At 46.0% G+C, this 22,783-nt stretch carries 24 protein-coding genes; 5 read left to right on the plus strand and 19 right to left on the minus strand.

Translation table 11 applies throughout. The features are described 5' to 3' along the window. Nucleotides 1-12: 12 nt before the first annotated feature. From AC1DF0_RS19180 to AC1DF0_RS19200, 5 genes are all read right to left on the minus strand, one after another. Nucleotides 13-411: an SRPBCC family protein gene (locus tag AC1DF0_RS19180; RefSeq protein WP_477575002.1), complete on the minus strand. Its 399-nt coding sequence runs from the start codon at nt 409-411 to the stop codon at nt 13-15. Then, nucleotides 408-737 (minus strand): ArsR/SmtB family transcription factor, encoded by a 330-nt coding sequence (locus tag AC1DF0_RS19185; RefSeq protein ID WP_442053338.1) that lies wholly within the window; start codon nt 735-737, stop codon nt 408-410. The genes AC1DF0_RS19180 and AC1DF0_RS19185 overlap by 4 nt, the downstream gene beginning before the upstream one ends. Before the next feature lie 263 nt (nt 738-1,000). Continuing rightward, a complete protein-coding gene (locus AC1DF0_RS19190; RefSeq protein WP_477575003.1) occupies nt 1,001-1,753 on the minus strand; it encodes an S-layer homology domain-containing protein in 753 nt (250 codons plus the stop codon). A 189-nt stretch (nt 1,754-1,942) separates the two neighbouring features. Beyond that, nucleotides 1,943-2,926, minus strand: coding sequence for a hypothetical protein (locus AC1DF0_RS19195; protein WP_477575004.1), 984 nt, complete (start codon nt 2,924-2,926; stop codon nt 1,943-1,945). 19 nt (nt 2,927-2,945) lie between these two features. Next, nucleotides 2,946-3,824, minus strand: coding sequence for a LysR family transcriptional regulator (locus AC1DF0_RS19200; protein ID WP_442053335.1), 879 nt, complete (start codon nt 3,822-3,824; stop codon nt 2,946-2,948). Nucleotides 3,825-3,937: 113 nt separating this feature from the next. On the opposite strand from AC1DF0_RS19200, the gene AC1DF0_RS19205 reads away from it, so the two are divergent. Continuing rightward, a complete protein-coding gene (locus tag AC1DF0_RS19205) occupies nt 3,938-5,323 on the plus strand; it encodes an MFS transporter (protein ID WP_477575005.1) in 1,386 nt (461 codons plus the stop codon). Between the two features lie 9 nt (nt 5,324-5,332). On the opposite strand, the gene AC1DF0_RS19210 is transcribed toward AC1DF0_RS19205, so the two are convergent. The 4 genes from AC1DF0_RS19210 to AC1DF0_RS19225 all read right to left on the minus strand — a co-directional run bounded on the left by AC1DF0_RS19210 (nt 5,333) and on the right by AC1DF0_RS19225 (nt 9,151). After that, nucleotides 5,333-6,226, minus strand: a complete 894-nt coding sequence (locus tag AC1DF0_RS19210; protein WP_442053333.1) for a class I SAM-dependent methyltransferase — start codon at nt 6,224-6,226, stop codon at nt 5,333-5,335. 88 nt (nt 6,227-6,314) lie between these two features. Then, entirely contained in the window at nt 6,315-6,800 is a 486-nt protein-coding gene (locus tag AC1DF0_RS19215; RefSeq protein WP_477575006.1) for an RrF2 family transcriptional regulator, read from the minus strand. A gap of 307 nt (nt 6,801-7,107) precedes the next feature. Continuing rightward, nucleotides 7,108-7,569 carry a DIP1984 family protein gene (locus AC1DF0_RS19220; protein WP_442053331.1) on the minus strand — a complete coding sequence of 154 codons (462 nt, stop codon included), beginning with the start codon at nt 7,567-7,569 and terminating at the stop codon, nt 7,108-7,110. A 130-nt stretch (nt 7,570-7,699) separates the two neighbouring features. Then, nucleotides 7,700-9,151, minus strand: a complete 1,452-nt coding sequence (locus AC1DF0_RS19225; protein WP_477575007.1) for a stalk domain-containing protein — start codon at nt 9,149-9,151, stop codon at nt 7,700-7,702. A gap of 160 nt (nt 9,152-9,311) precedes the next feature. On the opposite strand from AC1DF0_RS19225, the gene AC1DF0_RS19230 reads away from it, so the two are divergent. Beyond that, a complete protein-coding gene (locus AC1DF0_RS19230) occupies nt 9,312-9,653 on the plus strand; it encodes a cupin domain-containing protein (protein ID WP_477575008.1) in 342 nt (113 codons plus the stop codon). 41 nt (nt 9,654-9,694) lie between these two features. On the opposite strand, the gene AC1DF0_RS19235 is transcribed toward AC1DF0_RS19230, so the two are convergent. The 4 genes from AC1DF0_RS19235 to AC1DF0_RS19250 form a co-directional block, all read right to left on the minus strand. Next, nucleotides 9,695-10,894, minus strand: coding sequence for an MFS transporter (locus tag AC1DF0_RS19235; RefSeq protein WP_477575009.1), 1,200 nt, complete (start codon nt 10,892-10,894; stop codon nt 9,695-9,697). A gap of 153 nt (nt 10,895-11,047) precedes the next feature. After that, complete coding sequence (locus AC1DF0_RS19240) at nt 11,048-11,332, minus strand: ArsR/SmtB family transcription factor (protein ID WP_337101162.1); 285 nt, start codon at nt 11,330-11,332, stop codon at nt 11,048-11,050. A gap of 97 nt (nt 11,333-11,429) precedes the next feature. Further along, nucleotides 11,430-13,121, minus strand: a complete 1,692-nt coding sequence (gene ilvD, locus AC1DF0_RS19245; RefSeq protein ID WP_477575010.1) for a dihydroxy-acid dehydratase — start codon at nt 13,119-13,121, stop codon at nt 11,430-11,432. 23 nt (nt 13,122-13,144) lie between these two features. Further along, nucleotides 13,145-13,810 (minus strand): GntR family transcriptional regulator, encoded by a 666-nt coding sequence (locus tag AC1DF0_RS19250; protein ID WP_477575011.1) that lies wholly within the window; start codon nt 13,808-13,810, stop codon nt 13,145-13,147. Nucleotides 13,811-14,046: 236 nt separating this feature from the next. Here AC1DF0_RS19250 and AC1DF0_RS19255 point away from each other — a divergent pair, with 236 nt between their 5' ends. Then, complete coding sequence (locus tag AC1DF0_RS19255; RefSeq protein ID WP_337101165.1) at nt 14,047-14,256, plus strand: hypothetical protein; 210 nt, start codon at nt 14,047-14,049, stop codon at nt 14,254-14,256. Between the two features lie 92 nt (nt 14,257-14,348). Here the strand turns inward: AC1DF0_RS19255 and AC1DF0_RS19260 are convergent, their stop codons facing one another. Both AC1DF0_RS19260 and AC1DF0_RS19265 read right to left on the minus strand, forming a co-directional pair. Continuing rightward, nucleotides 14,349-14,612 carry a hypothetical protein gene (locus tag AC1DF0_RS19260; protein ID WP_475820740.1) on the minus strand — a complete coding sequence of 88 codons (264 nt, stop codon included), beginning with the start codon at nt 14,610-14,612 and terminating at the stop codon, nt 14,349-14,351. Nucleotides 14,613-14,747: 135 nt separating this feature from the next. Beyond that, entirely contained in the window at nt 14,748-15,389 is a 642-nt protein-coding gene (locus tag AC1DF0_RS19265; RefSeq protein WP_477575012.1) for a TetR/AcrR family transcriptional regulator, read from the minus strand. 285 nt (nt 15,390-15,674) lie between these two features. On the opposite strand from AC1DF0_RS19265, the gene AC1DF0_RS19270 reads away from it, so the two are divergent. Continuing rightward, nucleotides 15,675-17,117 (plus strand): DHA2 family efflux MFS transporter permease subunit, encoded by a 1,443-nt coding sequence (locus AC1DF0_RS19270; protein ID WP_477575135.1) that lies wholly within the window; start codon nt 15,675-15,677, stop codon nt 17,115-17,117. Nucleotides 17,118-17,193: 76 nt separating this feature from the next. On the opposite strand, the gene AC1DF0_RS19275 is transcribed toward AC1DF0_RS19270, so the two are convergent. The 4 genes from AC1DF0_RS19275 to AC1DF0_RS19290 form a co-directional block, all read right to left on the minus strand. Further along, on the minus strand, nt 17,194-18,171 hold the full coding sequence (locus tag AC1DF0_RS19275; protein ID WP_477575013.1) for a glycoside hydrolase family 43 protein: 978 nt from the start codon (nt 18,169-18,171) through the stop codon (nt 17,194-17,196). Between the two features lie 30 nt (nt 18,172-18,201). Continuing rightward, nucleotides 18,202-19,044 carry a carbohydrate ABC transporter permease gene (locus AC1DF0_RS19280; protein ID WP_477575014.1) on the minus strand — a complete coding sequence of 281 codons (843 nt, stop codon included), beginning with the start codon at nt 19,042-19,044 and terminating at the stop codon, nt 18,202-18,204. 2 nt (nt 19,045-19,046) lie between these two features. Continuing rightward, entirely contained in the window at nt 19,047-19,931 is an 885-nt protein-coding gene (locus tag AC1DF0_RS19285; protein ID WP_477575015.1) for a carbohydrate ABC transporter permease, read from the minus strand. A gap of 82 nt (nt 19,932-20,013) precedes the next feature. Then, nucleotides 20,014-21,330 (minus strand): ABC transporter substrate-binding protein, encoded by a 1,317-nt coding sequence (locus tag AC1DF0_RS19290; RefSeq protein ID WP_442049023.1) that lies wholly within the window; start codon nt 21,328-21,330, stop codon nt 20,014-20,016. 153 nt (nt 21,331-21,483) lie between these two features. On the opposite strand from AC1DF0_RS19290, the gene AC1DF0_RS19295 reads away from it, so the two are divergent. Continuing rightward, nucleotides 21,484-22,548 carry a GntR family transcriptional regulator gene (locus AC1DF0_RS19295; RefSeq protein WP_477575016.1) on the plus strand — a complete coding sequence of 355 codons (1,065 nt, stop codon included), beginning with the start codon at nt 21,484-21,486 and terminating at the stop codon, nt 22,546-22,548. The last annotated feature ends 235 nt before the right edge of the window (nt 22,549-22,783 follow it).

A 22,783-nucleotide genomic window follows, 5' to 3' on the forward strand; every position in this document is an offset into this window, starting at 1 on the left:
TTATCTATAAATTTATTGTGCCAACAGCTTTTCAAGCTCGCCGCACCAAGCACTCCAGCCATGCCTCGCGCCTTCAAGTCCATGAACATTCGAGAATCCCGTTTGATCAAGATGAAGATTAATCTTGCCGTCCCCTAAATCCTGCAGCGTCCACACGACCGTGTGCTTCTCCTCTCCGACGGCCCATATATAGGACAACTTGTCTGGCGGGTCCACGACAAGCACTTCGCCGTCAATGATGCCATCCCAATAATCATTCGGCTGAGCGCGAAACTGAAACTTATGACCAACGATAGGCTTAAAATCATTTTCCAATACCCATTTGGCTAGCTTGTTTGAATCGGTAATTGCGGACCAAAGCTTCTCAATGGTAGTCGTATACTGAAAATCCAATGTTAATGCTAAACTCATTCTTCTTCCTCCTCTAAAAGTTGGTTTAAACGTAACATATTCGTACTCCAAAACTTACTGTAAAAAGCCACCCAATCCTGAATTTCTCTAAGCGGAGCGGCGTTAAGTTTATATCTCGTTTCCCTGCCGACCTTTCGGTCAAGTACCAATCCGGCTTCTTTAAGAATGGTCAGATGCTTGGATACCGCCGTACGGCCCATTTGAAACTGAACCGTTAACTCATGAAGCGGCACCTCTTGTGCTTCCGCCAACAGACTGATCAATCGGCGCCTGGTTGGATCAGCAATCGCGTCAAATACATCCCGCAACTGGTTGTTATCGCTCACAACACCCTCTCCTAAGCATTACTATTCGCAACCATTTAGTGTCACAACAATTATATGACACCATTCGGTGTCGAGTCAACGGCATTTATATATTCCATATGAATATCGATTAAATAAAAAAAACCGCGGCATGCGCGGCATTGTGCTGACTTTAATGGTTAGGTGTGCAGATATCATACAGCCCCACCATCCCCTAATATTTCTTTTCACAAAAAAAAGGCAACCGCTTCCCGGTTTAATCCGGAAGGCGATCGCCTTTTCATTTATTTTGTACCTGGAATTTGTGGGCTAGTTGATGTTGCCGATCTTTTTGGACTTGTCTGCGAGGCTGGATCTTGATCTTGATCTGGTTCTGGCGATGGAGCAGGATGCGCCTTGATGTATTCCAATACATTAAAGATTTGCTCTGCAGCTTCTGCACGGGAAATTTCCGCTTTTGGATGGAAGTTTCCTTGTGCATCCAGCTTCACAACCTGATAAGCCAGCGCACGTTGGATGGATCCTTGATAATCAATGGTAAGATCCGCGTTGTCGGTAATCTCGACGGGATTAAGTTTTATCATTGGAAGATTGCTATGCGCTTCAATGGTTTTAATAAGCCGATGAGTGAACTCTTCACGAGTCCATTTCATGTTTGGATCCAAATCTGCCGGCAGCTCGACGCCATTAACGCTTGCTGTAATTAAGGTATTGGCATACCAAGCATCATCTTTTGCGTTTTTGTAATAATCGGTCACTTTAGGCTCTTTAAAAAATCTTACGAGATCTAGATTTAGATCAGCGGCATTTACAATAAGCTGAACGCCTTGAGCCGCTGTGATCGTTTCATTAGGCGCAAAAAACTCGTTTGTTATACCGCGGACTATGCCTTGATCATGTAAAGCAACAATTTTATCCTTTGCTGCAATATTTGTTAAATCCGAGAATGGGTTGCTCGCTGCATAGCTTTGTCCCACAAACGATAACGTTAAAGCGGTAACTGTAGAAAGAGTAAGCATTTTGAATTTTGTTTTCATTTCTCTCACCTCGTAGTTTGATTTGTTTGCCCTTCACTAGTAATACAATCGAAGAGCCCATTATTTTTCATGCTGCAAAAAATAAATATAGGTCATTAGCTAACCCTGTGACTTTAGAGCCGAAGCACAACAACCCCCCTTGAAAGCCAAGGGGGGTTCAGTAACAGCTATACGCAACATTTCCTTGCATTAAATAAACGGACGACGGTCTAAGATCCTCTGCAGCATACGATCCCCATTAACCTGCTCAGGCATTACTGACTGGATGAGGGCTATTGCGCATACCGTTCCGCACAACGTATGTAAATCTTCAAACAACGCCTCGTCGGCCTCGTCGGACAAGACTGTGATACTGCTTAAGAGATGGTTGCTTATCGCCTTTATCATGGAATGCAGTTCACCAGACCTGTGCTGGGTTTGCTCAGCAGCACTGATTAAGGTGTACAGGACATTTAGCTCCACAAAGGATAAAGCGCCGGCCTCCAGTGGAATCTGTCCATCCTCATGCATGGCCAGGCATGTATCGATCCATTGATTCGGGAATCGCATAGGGCGTTTGCGGTAGTTCAGATTGAACAAATAATGAAAGGAGCTCGCTAAATGATGAAATAGCGGTGCGCCGTTATGAATGGCTCCCTTGTGCCAAAATCCGGTTTCCGGGTCAGCCTCCTGATCAAGCCATTCAAAATACCAATCCTCCCACTCGCGGTCAACTTCGCCGGTCAGCACTAGAGCAGCGTAAATGCCTGCGCCTTTATGCGAGTCTCCCCAAGGGGAATTTGCCCAGTCGAGGCTTTCCAGCCAGTCATGAAGTCCTTCTCGGCTCTTCACAGCATTCAGAGCCGATATGGGATGACAAGGTCTGCTGTCCAACAGTTCCAATGCCGCTACGGCATACGCTGTTCTGTGGACAGGGTGATGGCTATTTGCGGTAAAAAGCCCGTCCTCTGGTTGTTGAAAGCTTTGCAGTGTATTCACAAGGCCTTCATGCTCTCTGCTGCCTGCTTGCGGCAATTCGCCCAGCGTATATAACAAAATGACGGCATCTGCTGTTCCGTACAAATCTTCTTCGTGAGGATCTGAGAGCTTTTGCCGGTAACCTCCCATGGAGCCAGCTGCATGAGCATCGATAGAACGACGTACTTTCTTTAGAAATGGTTCGATATTTGTCACGTTGATATACCTCGCTTTGCTAGATTGATCTCGCGCCAAAATACTGTATAACGACCTCGCGGAATTCGAGAGCTGCCCGCGAAATATAGCGATTTTTATGCCATAATAAAGCGATCTCCCGTACCAATTCATGATCTTCTACTTGGAGATATTTGATTTGTTCCCTTGAATTCCTTGCCGTGCTTGGCATGAAAGCTATGCCAATCTCAGCTTCCACAAGTGAACTTAACCTCGCAGGTTCATCGCCCTCATATACATATTTCGGTTCAAATCCAACCGATTTGCAAATAGAGTCCACTAGATCACGAGTACCGTAACCTCTCTTCACACCGACGAACCGTTCATCCCTTAGATCTGTCAAAGATATGCGACTTCGGTCGGCCAGCCGATGCCCGATTGGAACAGCGACAAGAATGGGGTCTATGAACACGATTTGACATTCAATGTCCTCTCCTTCTATAGGAGGCGAGGACAAGCAATAATCCACCTCTCCTCTTTGAAGACGAGTAACCATTTCCTCCGTCGTCAACATTTGCACATGGAATTGAATAGTAGGACGTTTTTTCCGAAACTCGCGAAGGATGTTCGGTAATGTGCTTGCAGTAGTCACCGCCAATTCGAGTGTCCCGTGTTCCGGGCTAGCTAAATCGCTAAGCTCTTGTTTCCCTTGTTCCAATTCAAACAAGGCTCTTTCTGCGCGGCGTAGGAATGTGCTGCCGAACTCATTTAAACGAAGTCTCCTCCCCATTCGATCAAATAATGGGACGCCTAGATCTTCCTCCAAGCGTTGAATCGTTTTGGATAATGAAGATTGTGTTACGTGCAGACTTCTTGCTGCTTCGGTAACATGTTCCAATCTTGCCACCTCGAGAAAATATTGCAATTGAAGCAGTTCCATCACACACCACCCATTCATTCCTTCTAGTCAATGAAATAATAACATAGAATGCGTTGGAATAAATAAGGCTTTTCAATTACGATGACATCAATACGCTTTGGGAGGAACCAAAAATGAGTGTTCGCAGCAGGTGGTTGATTGTTTCCGTCGGACTAGGGGTACTTTTAAACCCGTTAAATTCTTCTATGATTTCAATCGCTATAGCAAGGCTTCAACTTGTATATCATCTTGACTTTGCAGAAGTATCCTGGGTTATTTTCGCTTTTTATATCGCTAGCGCTGTCGCTCAACCTGTCATGGGTAAGGCCAGTGACTTATTTGGTCGCAGAAAAATATTTCTTATCGGACTCGTCGTAGCTTTCGTTGCCTCATTGCTTGCTCCGCTTACTCCAAGCTTCGGGTGGCTCATCGTCTTCCGCATTGTGCAATCCATCGGAACAAGCATGATGGTCGCTGTTGGAATGGCCATTGTTCGTATTCATGTTACGGAGCAGCAAGCGACGGCGCTGTCTGTTATGTCCATATTTTTATCGGGAGCGGCAGCATTCGGCCCTTTTATTGGCGGGATATTAATTCACTGGTGGGACTGGCAAGCGATCTTTTTCGTCAATATTCCGTTTGTGATAGCGAGTTTCCTACTCGCTTGGAAGACAATACCTAAAGATAACCCTACAACATTGATTTCACAGCGCATCTCCATTCGCAAATGGTTTGATTTGATTGATACGCTGGGAATCCTACTCTTCTCATCGGGTTTAGTCACCCTGCTCATTGGATTACTGTCAATCCAATCATCGGGACAAGTCTCGTTCGTACCTGTCTTTCTCGTGCTTTTAGGCCTCGCGCTGCTTGCGGCATTCGTTCGTCATGAGTTTCGAGCGCAGTCGCCTTTCATTCCATTGCGTATCTTCGCCAAATATCCTGCGATGATAGGGATCAATATCGAATTCATGCTCGTTAACATTCTTTTTTATTCGCTGTTTTTTGGTCTTCCGTCCTATTTGCAAATGGTACGTCATGTCAGCGAACTCCATACAGGGATTCTTATGTTGAGCTTAGGCTTGTGCTCGCTCGTAGTCTCGCCGATAGCAGGACGATGGATCGATAAGTCAGGGCCCAAGCCGGCATTAATCGTATCCGCAATACTGATGGCATTGGGGTMCGCATGGATCGTGTCATTCAATCAACATTCACCGGTTGTAAGTGTATGTGTTGCGTTAGCTGCTTTCGGTATTAGCAACGGATTGAACAATGTCGGTATGCAAGCAGCCTTGTTCGAAAGTACTCCAAAAGAAATAATCGGCGTCGCCTCCGGATTATTTAATACATCCAGATACCTTGGAACGATTCTCTCTTCATTGCTTATAGGCATCGTAATGGGCGATAGGTTCAGCAGCGAAGGGTTCCGAGTGCTTGGGATTATCCTCGCGCTAATCGCGTTGTCCTTGGTGATCATGAGTTGGCGACACCGGGAGTCTGGTCAATTCGGTGAGTCGTAGATTTAGTGTTTATAAGTCTTCCCTTGCATACATGCTCTGATCCTGTAGTCGTATCAGTACTTTGCCATAACGGCCGCTCTGGCGGACAACCACTGTGCCGGACGGATACGTCTGTTCCAAATAGTCGGCTACCTTTTTCCGATTTAGAGCATCTGCAGGCAGACCGTGGCTTCCGAGCCAGTTCATCATTTCTTGCAGTGCCGCTTCTATGGAGATTTCCGCGGTTTTTGTTTCTCTCGATATAAGCGACTCGTAGGAGTAGCCTTTGAGATAAAGCAGGTGGAGCAAATAACCCATTTCCGTCTTTTTATTTTTAAAAGGCTCACCAGTGATAAGTGGATAAATTTCATTCACCAAACTATGCTCGATGGAGCCTGCAGGCATACTCAAGTAACAATATTGACTCGCGCAACTAAGAATCTTTTCCACGCTATCCCAGTCAACAATAACTGGACACATGGAGACAAAGACGAGATCGAAGGCTTGGCTCCAGCCTTTGTCCTGAACGTCGATATCCTCAAATGGCTCGGATACAATCTTCACCCTATTTTCTGTGAATTTCGAAGTGTTTTCTTCCAAAAGTTCGACTAGCGGAAGTGAGGACTCCACAGCAGTTACACGAGCTCCGCGCTCCGCAAAAGGCACCGTAAATACTCCCGAGGCAGCTCCAACATCCAGTACAGAAGCATTTTCAAGTTGAACTCCTTGCGTTTCTAACCAGCGTACAATACGTGTTGTTCGTTTTCTTCCCTCTTCATTAAAGGATTGCTCATTAAAAGTTTTCGCTTTATGGTCAAAAGCTTTGGCTGGAACGATACCAGCCTTTTTCATCTTGTTCACGATCGTATCGCCATTTTCTTTCCAAGCTTCTTCCCAAATCGTTTCATTAAAAAAATCGTTCATTATAATTCCTCACTTTTCATTATGGTTTATTTCTTTAACCATGTTATTATGGATCTATTATATCTATAAATTAAGCGCAAGAAGCGTTTTACTTCTTGTTTACCTCATGGCTGCAATGCTTGAAAGCTTCATCCATTACCGACTGGATCGTGTGCTCCTGTAAATACTGGTGCAAATGCTGCTGCGCACCGTCCATCACCTTTTCAACTAAACATCCGCTTTTATTGGGACGATGCTGCTCCTGTGATTCATCTCCCGCTTCTGCTAACAGTTGATGTTGCTGCGAACTCGAATTCGAGCATTCGAACAATTGCTGCCGACCTTCAATCACTTGAATCACATTCAGAAAAGTGATTTGATCGGCCGGCCGTGCCAGCTCATAACCGCCGTTCACACCCGGTACCGCACGTACGATCCCATCCTGCCGTAGCTTGGACATAATTTTGGATAAATAGCTTTCGGAAACGCCAAGCGTTGCCGATAATTCTTTAATCCCGATATGGTTGCGACGATCCGAGTGACCCAAATGAAGCAAAGCATGTAGAGCGTAATCTGTACTTTTGGAGAACTGCATAAGTCCATCCTCCCTTTCTGTATGAATCATTATGGATCCTTGGTGTCCATAATAACGGATTCAACTTCATATTGCAATAACCCGATCTTATTAAACAAGTCCCCGAACCCGCCCTCACCTAACCCATACATCAGCACATGGTAGTTACATTAAAGAATATACAGCCTAGTTACATGCTATCGCGCACTCTTGTAACATTATTGGGCTAATTTATTATGTTTTATAGATATGGCCCTGCATCTATTCGAGGGTCCAACTGCCCGTTGGCGGGTTGTGCTCGCTTGTATGGTTTTAGGTTACCACTTGTTTAGTTATCTAGAACGTCTGTGCTCCAGTTTTTCTCCTGTATTTTGAAGTCCAACTCACGGTATTTCCTCGACAACTCATCGACCTCTTTTTGAAGATCTGCGATCTCAATCGTCGTGTAATATTTCACTTCCTGCCGACTATATCGGTCCTGCTTAATGGAAGCCTCGCCAAGTAATTCATTCAGTATATTGCGATGCTGCATGATGCGATCACGTTCTGCCAACGCTTCTGCCAAGCTTATGCTCGCATCGAAGGGGCTTAACGCGTTCGTCTTATTAATCTTTTTCACCCAGACGGCTAGATGATCGAGCGTTCGAGTTAATTCATCCATCAGCTCGGTTGGCGATTCTGAAGGTTTGTCTCCTTCTTGTACTTTTATGACTCTAACAAGGCGCTGCTTGATTTGAGCAACCTTCCGTTGACAATCCGCTCGCATGACGAGCGCTTCCGCTAATCTCATCGTTAATCCCCTCGCGCTGATTCGTTTAGACCATTCCTAAATCAACATCAATCGATCGTTTGAATCATCCATTTACTAAAGCCGCTTATTTCTCTTCTCTTCTAAAAATATATCCAGAACAGCTATCGCTCTAATCAATAGTTTGATAGTTAGATTTCACCTCATTCACAATGACCGTACCGCTGCTTGAGTCCCATTTCACCTCTAAACCGAGTGTTTCAGCGATAAATCGCAGCGGCACATAGGTTTTGCCATTATGATAGATTGGAGGCTGCGTCAAACTCAGTTTCGTACCATTAACATCAATTTCATGTCGATAAACCTCAAGATTTATCGTGAGTTGATCTGTCGTAACAGTGATCTTCCCATTATTGTAGTCTACCTTTGCATGAAGCGCTTCGAATAAATCTCTCATCGGCACTAAGGTAGTACCACCTGAAATAACTGGGCCTGAAGTTAGCTTCATCACTTCGCCATTCAGAACAACCGAAAATGGTTTCTGAACTTTGGTTGCCTTAACGGCAGATTTCAAGGGCAGCAAATCACGGTCATCATAATTTGACGTTCCAGTTCCCCACTGATATACGATACCGTTACCACCTAAGGAAATACCGGAGTTCGTAGATCTTGCTTTCACTTGCTGGATTCCATTTAAGCCTTCAAGCTTTATAAGTGGAGGAGCGGGGTCTGCATATAGGATGCCGGACCACACGGTTCCATCTTGATGCACCGCGAGGTAAGGCAAACTGCTGTTGGATACTGCACTGACATCGATGAACCCTTTTTGTTTGCCTATCTTCGGCTCATACGAGCTGACCAGATAGCCGCTCTTATCAATCCCCACAGCAGCCCGGCGTTCAGTGGATGCTGCAACCTTCACAATATTTCGCATCATTAAATCATCTTCGCCCATATGAACATTGTCCCAAACGCCGATATGAACGACTGCCCCAGCCTTAGTTGCGAACATAACCCCCGTTTCAATATCGATATCGGCTAAGCCTGACTGTACTTTAGCGGGAATGGACGTGAAGGAAGGCGCTATGAATCGGACTTCAGTAGGTTCATTGCTTAGATGATAGCAAGCTTCCGATTCAACATCCTCGCGCAACATCCATGCCATACAACCATCTTCTCCCCAATACCACGCTTCGCCATTCTGATCTAGCGCTAAATGTCCAACATCACCCGACTCAATTTTCATAATCCCTTTTAACTCTACAATTTGAACAGGTTCATTCCGATTAGCTTTAATGCCTTTTGCTTTCAAATAAGGGTTGCCTGTACCGCTGTCCCATGTCCAAACGGTGCCATCTTTTTTCAATGCAATGTTCTTTGTCGTAATTTGCATCGCATTCTCTATCACAAGTTGTTTTAGAGCAAAGTTATTACCTTTCCACGACCACACCGCTCCATTATTTTGCAGGGCAACACTTAATCCGTTCTTGTGATCGATATCAATAATTCCTGTTAGATCTGCAGATGTCCGAATCGGGTTAACACCTGCCGCTTGTAGGGTCTGATTCGATAATATCCCTGCAAAACTGAATATCAGGATAAAGACAATTATGATTTTCTTCATCATCTACCTCCAATTATGTAAGTTGCGCGCTTTATATATGACGTTCATTTTCCATATTTTGTTGCTCGAAACTTTTGTATTTATATACACCTAATTATATAATGTTTCAGATACAATCATCCTTGAGTATGAATCACAACTTAAATGGAAGATTAATAAGATGAAAATAAGCAAACAAACTGCTGAGCATTATATTTGGGGAGATCAATGCGATGGCTGGCATTTAGTGAAACAAAACGATTTAAGCGTCATTCATGAAAAAATGCCGGCACATACATCAGAAGTAAAACATTATCATCAACACTCCCGTCAATTTTTCTTCGTCTTGTCGGGTTCTGCAACCATGGAGATTGATGGTAAAGAAATCGTTCTGCAACCACATGAGGGGATCGAGGTTGCCCCCCTGGTCCATCATCAAATGTTCAATAAATCAAACGAAGAAATACAGTTTTTGGTCATTTCCCAACCGATAAGCAAGGGAGATCGGATTTTAGTCGAATAAGAAAAACGGCAGCCAAATTTGGTTGCCGTTTCTTCGTGTATTTATGCCCCCACATCAAGCAGCGTTTCTTCGGTTGCTTTCTTGCGTACGCCGATGTTTGATATACGAAAGGACAATAATGCCGTCGCTGCAGCAATCGTTACGCCAGCAGCTCCGATCCATGTGATGGATGACAGCGACAGCTGCTCGACAACAACGCCTCCGAGTCCCGCGCCGGCAGCCATTGCTAACTGCAGCATGGAAGTGTTCAAGCTGAGCATGATGCCGGAAGCTTCGGGAGCTAAGCTGATTAAATTATACTGCTGAGTAGGTCCCGATGACCAAGCCGAGAATGACCAGAGCATGAGCAACGGGAAGATGATAGCCGCAGATTGCTGTCCGGCCAGTGAAATCAATACAAGCGCAATCGCGTGGATCAACATGCCGACAACTAAGGTGCGCGGGGCTCCCCATTTATCAGTACTGAAGCCGCCTAGCTTGGATCCGATCAGACTGGCGATGCCGAATGCGAATAGTCCAATACTCACTCCCTGCTCGCTTAGCCCTGAGACATTAAGTAGAAACGGCGATAGATAAGTGTTCGCGATCGAATATCCGCCAATCCAGAAGAAGGTGATAAGTAAGGCGACAACGATCTTAGGCTGCTTAAGCAGGGCTAGCTGCTTGCGGATCGGCACTGGCTCTTCCCCTTCCGTTCTTGGAATCGTGAACAGAATAATCAGGATGGCGACCAGCCCCAGTAGTCCGATTCCAGCGAAAATTAATTTCCAATCGTATGCGGCAGCGGCAACCCTTCCTATCGGCACACCAATAATAAGAGCGGTGCTGAAGCCCATAACGAGCGTTGCGATGGCGCTTCCTTGCTTCTCAGGCGGTGCAAGCTTGGCTGCTACCGTAAGAGCCGTAACGACGAATACCCCTGTGCTGAGAGCTAAGACGATTCTTGATGCCAACAGGAATCCAAAGCCTGGTAATAGGACGGCTATAGCATTCCCTGCCGCAAATACGGCAAGAGCATAGATCAGCAGCTTCCGGCGTTCCACTCTAGCCGTGGCGGCCATCAGTATCGGAGTACCGAACGCGTAGGCCAACGAGAAAACGGTGATCAGTTGGCCGGCTGCGGACACCGATACACCTGCATCCTTTGCTACTACGTCCAATATCCCCGCAATAATGAACTCGGACGTACCAACAAGAAAGCTGATGACGGCAAGCATGTAAATTTTCCAAGTATTCGACATGACTATATTGCTCCTCTCTCCACTCCAATGATTTTTCTATATTTCTAAATCTATAGAAATAAAGCTGAAAAAAAATGACTGCTTTTTTTGCAGCCATCTCGTTTCCGTTGCCGAAACAAACCGTTATGCCTCCATATACGAGCTTAACCCTCGCTATATTTCAAGCAAATACGGTGCATACTTCTCCGCCATTTCGCGGTTGACGCTGTAATAGATGTAGGTGCCGTCCTTGCGCGTATTAAGCAATCCGCAGTCCGTTAATTGCTTCAGATGATGAGACAGCGTCGATCCAGCAACGGATTCCAGCTTGCTCCCGATATCGGAGCAGCATAAATTCCGCTCTTCGGTTAGTAACAGAGCGATTTTGAGCCGTGTTGGCTCCCCTAACGCCTTATACACTTTGACCGCTTGCCGAACTTCCGCGTTATCCTCCACCATCGTCACACACCTTTTTCCGTAGTTGTTATTTCTATGGATGTCGAAATAAAGATAGCATACCTTATTTCGAATGTAAAGCCCTGACTTCTTGGCTTGGCTACTCCATGATGTCCGTAACCGCGCCTTTCGAGGCCGACGATACTAATCGAGCATACTTGGCTAGTACACCTGAAGTCACTTTATAGGGAGGCTGTATCCAAGTCTTCGCCCTTTCAGCAAGCACTTCCTCTGACACCTCTAGCGTTATTTGTTGCGTCTCGCTGTCGATGGAGACGATATCTCCGTTTTGCAGCAGCGCAATTGGACCGCCTACTTGTGCTTCAGGAGATACATGACCCACTACAAAGCCATGTGAGCCGCCCGAGAATCTGCCGTCCGTCATAAGCGCTACCTCTCCGCCAAGACCTTTGCCTACGATGAGCGCAGTTACCGACAGCATCTCCGGCATACCTGGACCGCCCTTCGGGCCGCAATATCGGATGACCAATACATCTCCTTTGTGGATCTGATCCTTTAGAATAGCCTCGGTAGCAGCTTCCTCGCTGTCGAATACTTTGGCCGGTCCGACAAACCGAAGCTTCTTCATTCCCGACATCTTGGCCACTGCCCCTTCTGGAGCGAGATTGCCTCGCAGCACAACTAAAGGTCCATTGGGCTTCAGCGGCTGATCTATCGGACGAATAATGACCTGATCGTCTTGCAGCGGCGAGGCATCTGCTAGATTTTCAGCTAACGTTTTACCGGTGACCGTCAAGCAATCCCCATGCAGCAGACCATCCGCGAGCAATTGCTTCATTACACCTGGAATACCGCCTATATCGTTCAAATCCTGCATAACATATTTGCCGCTTGGCTTCAAATCCGCCAAATGCGGTACACGCAGACGTATCCGTTCAAAATCATCCAATGTTAAATCCACGCCAACCGAGTGCGCAATCGCAAGCAGGTGCAAGATTGCATTCGTTGAGCCGCCTAACGCCATGACAACCGTGATCGCATTCTCGAACGCTTTTTTCGTCATAATATCTTTGGGGTATATGTCCTGTTCCAACAACGACAGAACCTGTCTGCCAGCTACTGCACATTCCGCTGCTTTGTCAGGCGAGACCGCTGGCGTGGACGAAGAACCAGGAAGGCTCATGCCCATAGCTTCCGCGGCTGCCGCCATCGTATTAGCGGTATACATGCCTCCGCAGGCTCCCGGACCCGGGCAAGCATTGCACTCCACTTTATGAAGCTGTTCATCCGAAAGATTACCTTCATGATATTGGCCAACCGCTTCGAAAGCCGTAACGATATCGATGTTCTTTCCGTCAAGCTTGCCTGGTTGGATCGTTCCTCCATATACGTATACAGCAGGGATATTCATGCGTCCGATCGCCATCAGACAGGCAGGCGTATTCTTATCGCAGCCTCCGATTGCCACAAGTCCGTCGAATCTCTCCGCTCCAGCCACGATCTCAATGGAATCGGCGATTGCTTCCCGGCTTGGCAAAGAGAACAGCATCCCCCCATGCCCCATCGATATGCCGTCCGATACCGTGATCGTGTTGAAAATAAGCGGAGCTCCGCCGTTACTTCGCGCCCCTTGCTTAGCATGCAAGGCTAATTGATCGATGTGCATGTTGCATGGCGTTACCTCGCTCCACGTACTCGCTACGCCAATCATCGGCTTCTTAAAATCTTCATCGGTGAAACCGACAGCACGCAGCATTGCTCTGTTCGGTACTCGATTGACACCTTCGCTAATCACTTTACTGCGAATACGCAAATCTTTTGAATTTTCCATCCTACTCACTCCTCTGTCGTTTCTTATAACAATTCATATAGTTCCTTCATCGGGCGGATAAAATTTTGTTTCATCAGCACTTCCGCTTGTTTGCTATCCTTCAAGTCCAAAGCATGTATAATCGACTCATGCTCTTCGACAGAAGCCTGAGTCGCAGTGACTGACTGCTTGAGGAACACATACTTAAACCGCCGAATGTGTATCTGAAGCGAAGCGCTGAATGAAGCGATATAAGGATTGTCCGATAGCTCCACAATCAAATTATGAAACTGTTCATCTGCTTCCATCGCTTGATAAGCTTGGTTGTTTTTGATCGCGTTAGCAAACTCAACATTAATTGTGCGTAATTGCTCGATCTGCTCGTGAGCAATGGTTTGCGCGGTTGCTTCTGCTGCCAACGATTGTAGAGCGGCCATTGTCGAATACATCTTAAATATATCTTCCTTCTCAATAGCCGTGACTTTGGTTTCTTTGCCGGGGTGCGTGGATACGAGCCCCTGTACTTCAAGCAATTGGAATGCCTCTCGAATCGGAGTACGGCTGACGCCTAGCGTTTCTGCTAATTCCGCGTCAATCAGTTTCTCACCAGGCTGAAGCGTTCCATCGATTATCCATCTTTGAATTTGCGAAAAGGCTCTTTCCTTTGCTGACATTCGTACGGGCGAGATATAATTTTTAGGTACAGGCATCCCTATCATCCTTGCTTCATTATTTTCTTATATGCAATATATCGCATACTTGTGCAAAACACAATATGCATAATGAAACATCATAATCCGGTTTTAAAAAACAATGATTTATAAACATTAAAAAATAATTGAACTTTTTGAAAAATTACGGTCTATTCCATTGCATTATATAAAGAAATTAGTGTATCATTTGAACTTAGCGTAGATAACAATTAGAACCGTGGAGGGCATACGATATGCAACAAAAAATTACACTTCAAGAAGGTCAAAAATTGATCACGAACAAAGACTTTGAAGTAGCGATTGCTCAAAAGAAAATTATTAAACCGATGCAAAACGGCATGCAAATTAGACCTGCCTCAACCATCATTGGATACAACGAAGACTCCGTTCGCATGTCAGATGGAAGCATCATCCACAGAGCGGCAAATACATTTTTCGTCTAGAATACGTTTAGGTTCAACAATAAGACCCGCAAGACGGCAGCTTCGTTAGGGAAGCAGCCATCTTGCGGGTCTTCGTCATTCACATCACATTATTATTTCGAACGTTTCTTGGAAGATGTTTTGGCGCGTTTTCCGCGCTTTGCGCTTGAAACCATCACGTTTTTTTCAGAATACGTATACTGGTGCTTATAGACTGGGCAGCAGTGATGCTGTTTGATTGTTTCAATATTTTGAACGACATTCACAAGCTGCGGATGGTAGTAGTTCTCGTATTGCGTAATTGGAGGATCAAAAATAGTTTGGGTTGGACAATCGGGACAAAATTCAGCGTCACTCACGCCTGCTACTTGATTCATGTTGTTACCTGCTTGACTCATATTATAGTAATTGCGATTCAAAGTAACTATCCCCTTCCTGTTATTGGAATACATCATATTGTATTCATTGAATAACAATACGATTGTATGTTTGACATGGAAGGCTTTCGCCTCTTATGTTTCAGCGACAGGGAAGGCAAGATTATTGTCCTGTACCATGTAATTTCTCCGCGTTAAGGCAGAGAAGTTCTGCGCAAGGAAGAGCGGTGTATACGGAATATCATTTCTTAGCCACTGCACTATCGTTCCGATTAAAGCTGCCGATCCATACCAAATCGCAATATCCTTCGGAGCACCTGATGTCGAAATGATCCTATTACTCGCGCTTGCTCTCTGCTCTATTCGGGAGGCAATCATTTCGGTCAAGATTTTCAATAAACGCTCTGTAAAGATTGATGTTTGCTTCGAGCTTAAAATAGTTTTATAAAACTTGGCGTTAGCCGCAATATGTTCAAGCAAGTTTACCAAATTTACCATATCGAAATCTGATAACGATTGATTGCTATCCACCGGTAATTGATTTAATACATTTCGAATGTCTTCTTCCATATCATCCGCCATCTTCTCCATCATATCCGAGATATCATGATAGTGCAGATAGAAAGTGACGCGATTAATGCCGGAGCGCTCCGCAATTCGGTTAACGGAAATTTTCCCGATATCCATTTCCTGCAATAGATCAATGAAAGCATCCTTTAGCAGCAGTCGAGTACGAATTTTCCGAGGATCAATCCTTGGTTTATTACGATCTGTCATTTCTTGATTCATCTCCTACATTTTGTTAATCTACAATATTTGAAATTTTGTCTTATATTTTAGAGATAAACGACACTTTGATTAATAGTGACAACTAGTTTACATTTCGTCAAGATGCGTTGCTTGTAAGACCATGCTTTCTTATTATATTCTACTTTATACGATGTTGAGTATTTTACACATTGTAAAATAGATTAGAAGAAATGTTGGAGAGGATGGAGTAAGTTGAGTAAAAGCAAGGTACCAAACAGCAGTTCCATACAAAAAGGGCCAATCCTAATCATTATGATTTTGGGCGCCTTCCTAGCGACGTTGAATCAAACGATCATGAGTGTCGCTACCCCAGAGCTCATGATTGATTTCAACATCACGGCCGCAACCGCACAGTGGCTGACAACGGGTTACATGCTCGTGAACGGGGTGCTAATTCCGATTACGGCCTACTTCATGCAGCGATTTACGACTAGGCAGTTATTCCAAGCTTCCATGATCATTTTCCTTGTCGGCACAATCGTATCTGCGCTCGCGCATACATTCGAGATTTTGTTAACAGGCCGTATGATCCAGGCAGCTGGCGCGGGTATCATCATGCCGCTGCTTACGAATGTTATTCTTACGCTATTCCCTCCTGAGAAACGGGGAGCAGCGATGGGCATGATGGGGTTGGCTATTATTTTCGCCCCAGCAATCGGACCTACACTAGCCGGTTATATTCTTGAAAATTACGCTTGGCAAACGATGTTCTATGGCATGATCCCGCTTGCGGTCATTGTTATCATCTGCGGATTTATTTTCCTTCGAAACGTATCTGAACGCGGGAATACCAAAATCGATCTAGTCAGCGTTATTCTGTCCACTATTGGATTCGGCACCTTGCTATACGGCTTCAGCCGGGCAGGCAGTGCGGGCTGGTCAAGCGCAGAAGTTATCGAGTCCATTGTGGCAGGCGTCATAGCTCTTGCTCTATTCACTTGGAGACAGCTGATGGCCAAAAACAAAAATCCATTGCTCGATCTTCGAGCTTTTAAGTACAGCATGTTCTCGCTAACAACAGTTATTAATATTGCGGTTACGATGGTTATGTATGCGGATATGATGCTCCTTCCGCTTTATCTTCAGAACAACCGTGGTTACACGGCATTAGAATCCGGCTTGCTGCTGCTCCCTGGTGCGCTTTTGATGGGCTTCCTAATGCCGGTTGCAGGCAAGCTGTTCGATAAATTCGGAGCGAAGTGGCTGTCCATTGTCGGTATGATTATTACGATTGCTACTACGATTGGCTTTATCAACTTAACGGATTCGACCAGCTATACGTATCTCCTGCTTATGTCGACGGGACGTCGAATCGGGATGGCCTTGCTGCTGATGCCGGTTCAAACCGCAGGTCTGAATCAATTGCCTAATAGACTCAATGCGCATGGTACGGCGATCTCCAATACCGTTCGGCAGGTTGCAGGCGCGGTAGGCACTTCCCTTCTTATTACGGTCATGACTAACCGTACGGCGACACATATGAAGGATATGGTTACATCAGGTGCTGGCGAAGGCGCTACTCAAGAGCATCTGCTTATGGAAGCATCTATTCAAGGGATCAACGATGCTTACCTCGTCATTGTAGGAATCGGTGTCATCGCATTGCTGCTTTCCTTCTTCATTAAGCGCGTTCCTCAAGCTCCAGATGAAGAACCTGCAGTAGCCTTGAAGAAATCCGTCCTCAAAGAAGCTTAATTGCATAAATAATTAATCATATAAAAGAGACTACTTCCCTCATAGAAGGAAAGTAGTCTCTTTTATATGATTAAGATCAGACACGCGAAAGCATAGCGACTGAACTGCGAAAATCCGGCCTTCCGTCGCTACTCCATTGGAGCTCCGCAACGAATGTATGCCGATTCGGGTCGTATAGCGGATCACCTGAAATATCTTTATACGTTCTCGCATGAAAGACAAGCAATGCATTCGTGCCGTCTTCCGTTAGCGTGAAGCTGTTATGTCCAGGCCCGTACAATCCAAGATTCTCGTCGGTCGTCAACACCGGCACAGGCGACTTGCGCCATGAAGCGGCGTCCAGCAGATCAGCGTCTTCGTCTGCCTCCAGCAATCCCATGCAATAGTTGAAGTCGGTCGCGCTTGCCGAATAAGAAAGGAACAGCAAGCCGTCCTTGCGAAGGAACGAAGCGCCTTCGTTCACCTTGTAGCCGATCGTTTCCCAATCGTATTCCGGTAACGTAATCATCGTCTGTTGCCCGGTCAACGTCCATGGATTGCTCATTGCTGAGATGTAGAGATTGGAATTGCCGTCAATCTGGCGATCCTTCTGCGCCCAGACATAATAACGCGTCCCCCGGTGCTCGAATGTCGTAGCGTCAAGCGAGAAGCTTTCCCAAGCGGTGCGGATTTGCCCCTTCTCCTCCCACTCCCCCTCCAATGGATTGGCATTCCCGTTCTCCAGTACGAACATCCGATGATCGAACAAACCATCGATCGTCTCCGTCGTGTGGGCGGCGGCGAAATAGATGTACCATTTGCCGTCGATATGATGAATTTCGGGAGCCCATATGTTTGCGCTTAGCAGGCCCGATTCATGTTTTCTCCAGACTACAACCGGATTCGCGTGAGGAAGCTCTTCGATTGTCCTCCCTCTTCGAATCTCGATGCGGTCGTATTCGGGCACGGAGGCTGCGAAATAGTAATAGCCGTCGGAATGGCGGAAAATATGCGGATCAGCGCGTTGTTCGATTAATGGCTTTACGTCGTCTAGCTTTGATTGTTGGACTCCCATCCTGTCACCTGCTTTTATGTTTTTTAATCATTAGCCTTTAACGCCGCCCACAGTTAAACCGGATACGAAATAACGTTGGAAAAAGACGAATATGATCATGATTGGTACAATCGCAAGTACAGATCCTGCGATCAAAATATCGTAATTGTTGCCGTACGGTGTTACTAGACTGGATAGACCGATTGGAAGCGTCAGCTTCTCGGCCGAGTTCAGCACAAGCAACGGCCACACGAAGCTATTCCAGCTGGCTAACGCCTGAACGATGATCATAGCGCCGAACGCAGGCGTCATTAGCGGTACGAAGATCCGGAAGAAAATACCGTACTCCGAGCAGCCGTCTATCCTCCCGGCATCAAGAAAATCTTTCGGCAAGCTGGATGCATATTGCCTGAAGAAGAATATCGGGAGCGGCGAGACAACGAATGGCAATATGACACCGCTGAAGCGATCGATCAAATCAAGTGCGATCATTTGCTTGTACAGCGGCAGCATAATGATCTCTACCGGCACCATCATGACAAGAAGCACGCATAGGAAAACGAGATTTCGTCCAAAGAACCGGTACATCGCGAGTCCATAACCAACCATGGATGAAAGCAGCATACAGCCCACTGTATAGAAGACGGTTATAATCAAGCTGTTTTTGTACCAATTCGCATACTTGGCTGCACCCGAAGAGAACATGAAAGAGTAATTATCGAAAGAAATCAATTCCGGCTGCAGACGAATGTTGAGACCGAATCGGAGCAGTTCTTTGGACGGCTTCAGGGAAGCGAGCGCCAAACAATAAAACGGGAACAATGCCAAAGCGGCGAATATCAGGAACAGGACGATCAGAAGGATCGTTTGCGGTTGGAATCGTTTGGCCTTCATGATCAATCCTCCTTCTTGAATAAGCCGAATAGTCGAAGTTGAATCACATTCAAGATCATCGTAAACGTCAGAAGAACGATTCCGATTGCGGAGCCGAGCCCTAGACTGTTCTTCTCAATGCCGTGACGATAGAGCAGTCCAATCATCGTGAGACCGATGTCATTCGGCGAACGATTGCCGCTCCATAGAATGAAGCTTTCCGTAAACATGGCATATCCGCCATAAATACTAATTGTAATCACGTAAATCGCGATCGGCTTCAATAGCGGAAGCGTGATGCGCAGAAACTTCTGCCACGTATTCGCGCCGTCAATATCTGCCGATTCGTACAGCTCATTCGGAATGGATTGCAGCGCCGACATGAAGTAAACGATGTTAATGCCCGCGTAACGCCAAGTTGCCAATATGATGAGTACGAGCATGCCCGTCATGCCATCGCCGAGCCAATTGATTGTCTCGAAGCCGAGCATGTGGCGGAACGTATTCATGACGGAAGCATCAAGCGAACCGAATACGAGACGGAATACGATACCTGCTACAACAACCGACGTTAAGGCCGGAACAAACAAGGTGGAGCGGAAAAACGAACTCCACTTCATACGTTTGGAATTAAGGAATACGGCCAGTACAAGCGGCATCGGAATTAAGACGACGAGTGTCCAAAAGGTGTATTTCGAGCTGTTCCACATTGCGGTGTAGAAGGAATCATCCGTCCATAAGTCCTTATAGTTCGTCCATCCGATGAAATGCGTCTGTCCCGGCAGTACTTCCTGAAAGCTCATGATGATCGTCGACATGACGGGATAGACAAAAAATACCGCCAACGAGAGCACGAACGGAAGCACGAATACATAAGGCGCGAGCCGCTGGTTATACATCCATCTCATTTCGCCCATTCGCTCCTTTCCTGGCAGGAGAAACTTTGCCGAAGAAGTCGATTCTTCGGCAAAGCTCCCTGTTCGATTTATATTACTTAATGCTTTCTGCTGCTTCGTCGAGCGCTTGCTTCGGATCTTTCATGTCATTAAGCGCTTGGAACATGGCCTTCGTCTTGATGACGTCGGATACGGAAGGCGTTCTTTCCTTAATGTTCGTAGGCGCGATCTCGCTCTTCAAGCCGTCGAGGAAGGTGAAGATGCCCGTGCCGAAGTAGTCTGTGTATTTGTTAGACTCGTTCATCGCAGGATCCGTCCAAGCCTCTGTGTTGATTGGATCAAAGCCAAGCTGCTTCCAAATTTCGATGTTGCCTTCCTTCGATATTTTCGCGAACTCCAGGAATTTCTTCGCGATATCTTGGTTTTTGGATTGATTCGTAATCACTGTACCTGTGCCGCCCATACCAGAGGAGCGCAGTTCGCCTTGCTTGAATACAGGCATTGGCTTAATGATGATTTTGCCTTTCAGATCCGGCATATAGTCAGTGAATCGTCCCATATACCACATCGGCATCCAGATCGAAGCGGCGCCTCCGCCGTTCATGAAGCCGTAATACTCTTCGGCATGATGGAAGCCGCCGGGAGCAGCGATGGCAACCTTCTCGTTCACGAGCTTTTGCAGATACGTCAGGACATCTACGTTAGCCTGATCGTTCAACGTCACATTGCCGTCTTTATCAAGGAAGTCTGAGCCGTGCTGAACGACCATCGGCCAGTACGACCATTGGTCTGTCGTCTCCACAGTCGTCATCGGCTTGCCGGTTTTCTCAAGCACTTGCTTGCCTGCCGCTTCAAAATCATCCCATGTAATGATGTTATCCGCGTTTACGCCAGCTTCATCCAGAATTTCTTTATTGTAATAAATGACTTGCGCTCCGACATGATAGTCAATGCCGTAATATTTGCCGTCTTTGGCATAGTTGTCGAGACGGGACATCACTAATTTGTCTTTCGCAGGTTCAACAATGTCGTTAAGCTCTACGAACTGCGGATCACCCTTCAGATAGTTGCCGATTTTGCTGATCTCGATATCCGCGAGATCCGGTGCGCCTTTGCCGGATTGAAGCGCCAAGAGCAGCTTGTTGTGAGCGTCGTCATAAGGGAATGTCGTCGCGGTCAATTTGATCAACGTATCCGGATGAGCAGCGTTCCACTTCTCGGTCATGCTTTCCATAAACTTCTGATGCAGTTCGTTGAAGGTCCAAAATTCAAGCGTAGTTGTTCCGGACGTTGATTTAGACGAATTGGATCCGGAAGAAGCATTATTTTCGTTGTTTCCCGAGCTGCAACCAGTTAATGCCATTGAGCTGACCAGTGCCAAAGCAAGCGAATAATGAAGCGCTTTTTTCATTCGGATAATCCCCCTTGAAAATTTGGTTAACGCGCTTAATCGCTTTAATGTCAAGCTTGAAAGCGCTTTACTCTTTGGATTATAATAGCTATTAATTATTATTTATATAACCAATTGAGTATAAAATCATATTTTTTATTGGGAGTGGATGACTTGATAAAGAAAACGGCTCTCTACAAACAAATCCAACAACAGATTCGCGAGAAAATCATTTCGGGAAGGCTTCGACCTTCCGATCGCATTCCTTCGGAACAAGAATTAATGGATGAATTCAAGGTAAGCAAAATCACGGTCAAGAACGCGCTTACCGAACTGGCCGATGAAGGACTGGTCACCCGCATTCAAGGCAAAGGAACGTTCGTCGCGGCGGATGTAAAGCTAGCCGGCACTTCGTCGATGCGGATTGCTGCGCCTAACGCCCTTCCGTTAATCGGCTTCACTATTCCAACCATGAAAACCCGCGTCATCCAGAAGCTCGTCGACTACATGGAATTTCACTTAAAGGAAGCCGGCTTCCAAATGATATTGAGCATTACGCGCGAATCGGCTGCAGAGGAATCCAAATCCATCCGTGATTTAGTCGATGCCGGCGTTCAAGGCTTGATCGTCTTCCCTACCGAGGATGAGAAATATAACGAATCGTTGCTGCGATTGTCGCTTGATAAGTTCCCTTTCGTCTTTATTGATCGTTATCTTCGCAATATCGAGACCTATACGATTACATCAGACAATCTAGGCGGGGCTTATGATACAGTGTCGTATCTGCTTGGGAAAGGACATCGCCATATTGCGCTCATTTCTCCGGAGAACGCAAATACGGCCGTCGAGGATCGGACGACCGGGGTCGAGAAAGCATACATCGAMCAAGAAATTTCTATCGATAAGAATCTATGGTGCCATGTACCGCTTGATATTCTCCGCAGCGACCGCGCGCTTGCTTACATTACGGACTTCCTTCAAGGACACAAGTCGATCACGGCAGCTTTTACATTAACGGAGGAAATTGCCCAACTGACATCGCAAGCTCTTCAAAGCATCGAAGGGCAGACTAATGTGGAGCTGATTTCTTTCGACGATCCGGGCATACCGAACGTCGCATATGTACAGCAGGACGAACGGGAGATGGCACGTGCCGCCGTATCGCTGCTGCGAGATCAAATCATGCACGCCTACGCCCCGCAAAGCGTCGTCGTGTCCGTCCAGCTTATATTTCCTTAACTGTACGTAGGAAGGATCTTTTGAACTCTCAAAAACGATCCATTATTCAAAAATCAAGCATTATAACATAGTCGCTATTGATCAACAAGAAAGAAATTATTCATCCCAATTATTCCAGTACGTTTATGATGCCAAAAACCCGTATAAACACTGACTTTTTCTAACCCTATTATGTAATTGTCGCGTTTACATGCCAATTTTTGCAGGTTTTTTACTCCTCCGAAGGGTCTTTATA

The sequence above is a fragment of the Paenibacillus sp. 05T425 genome, from assembly GCF_056396205.1.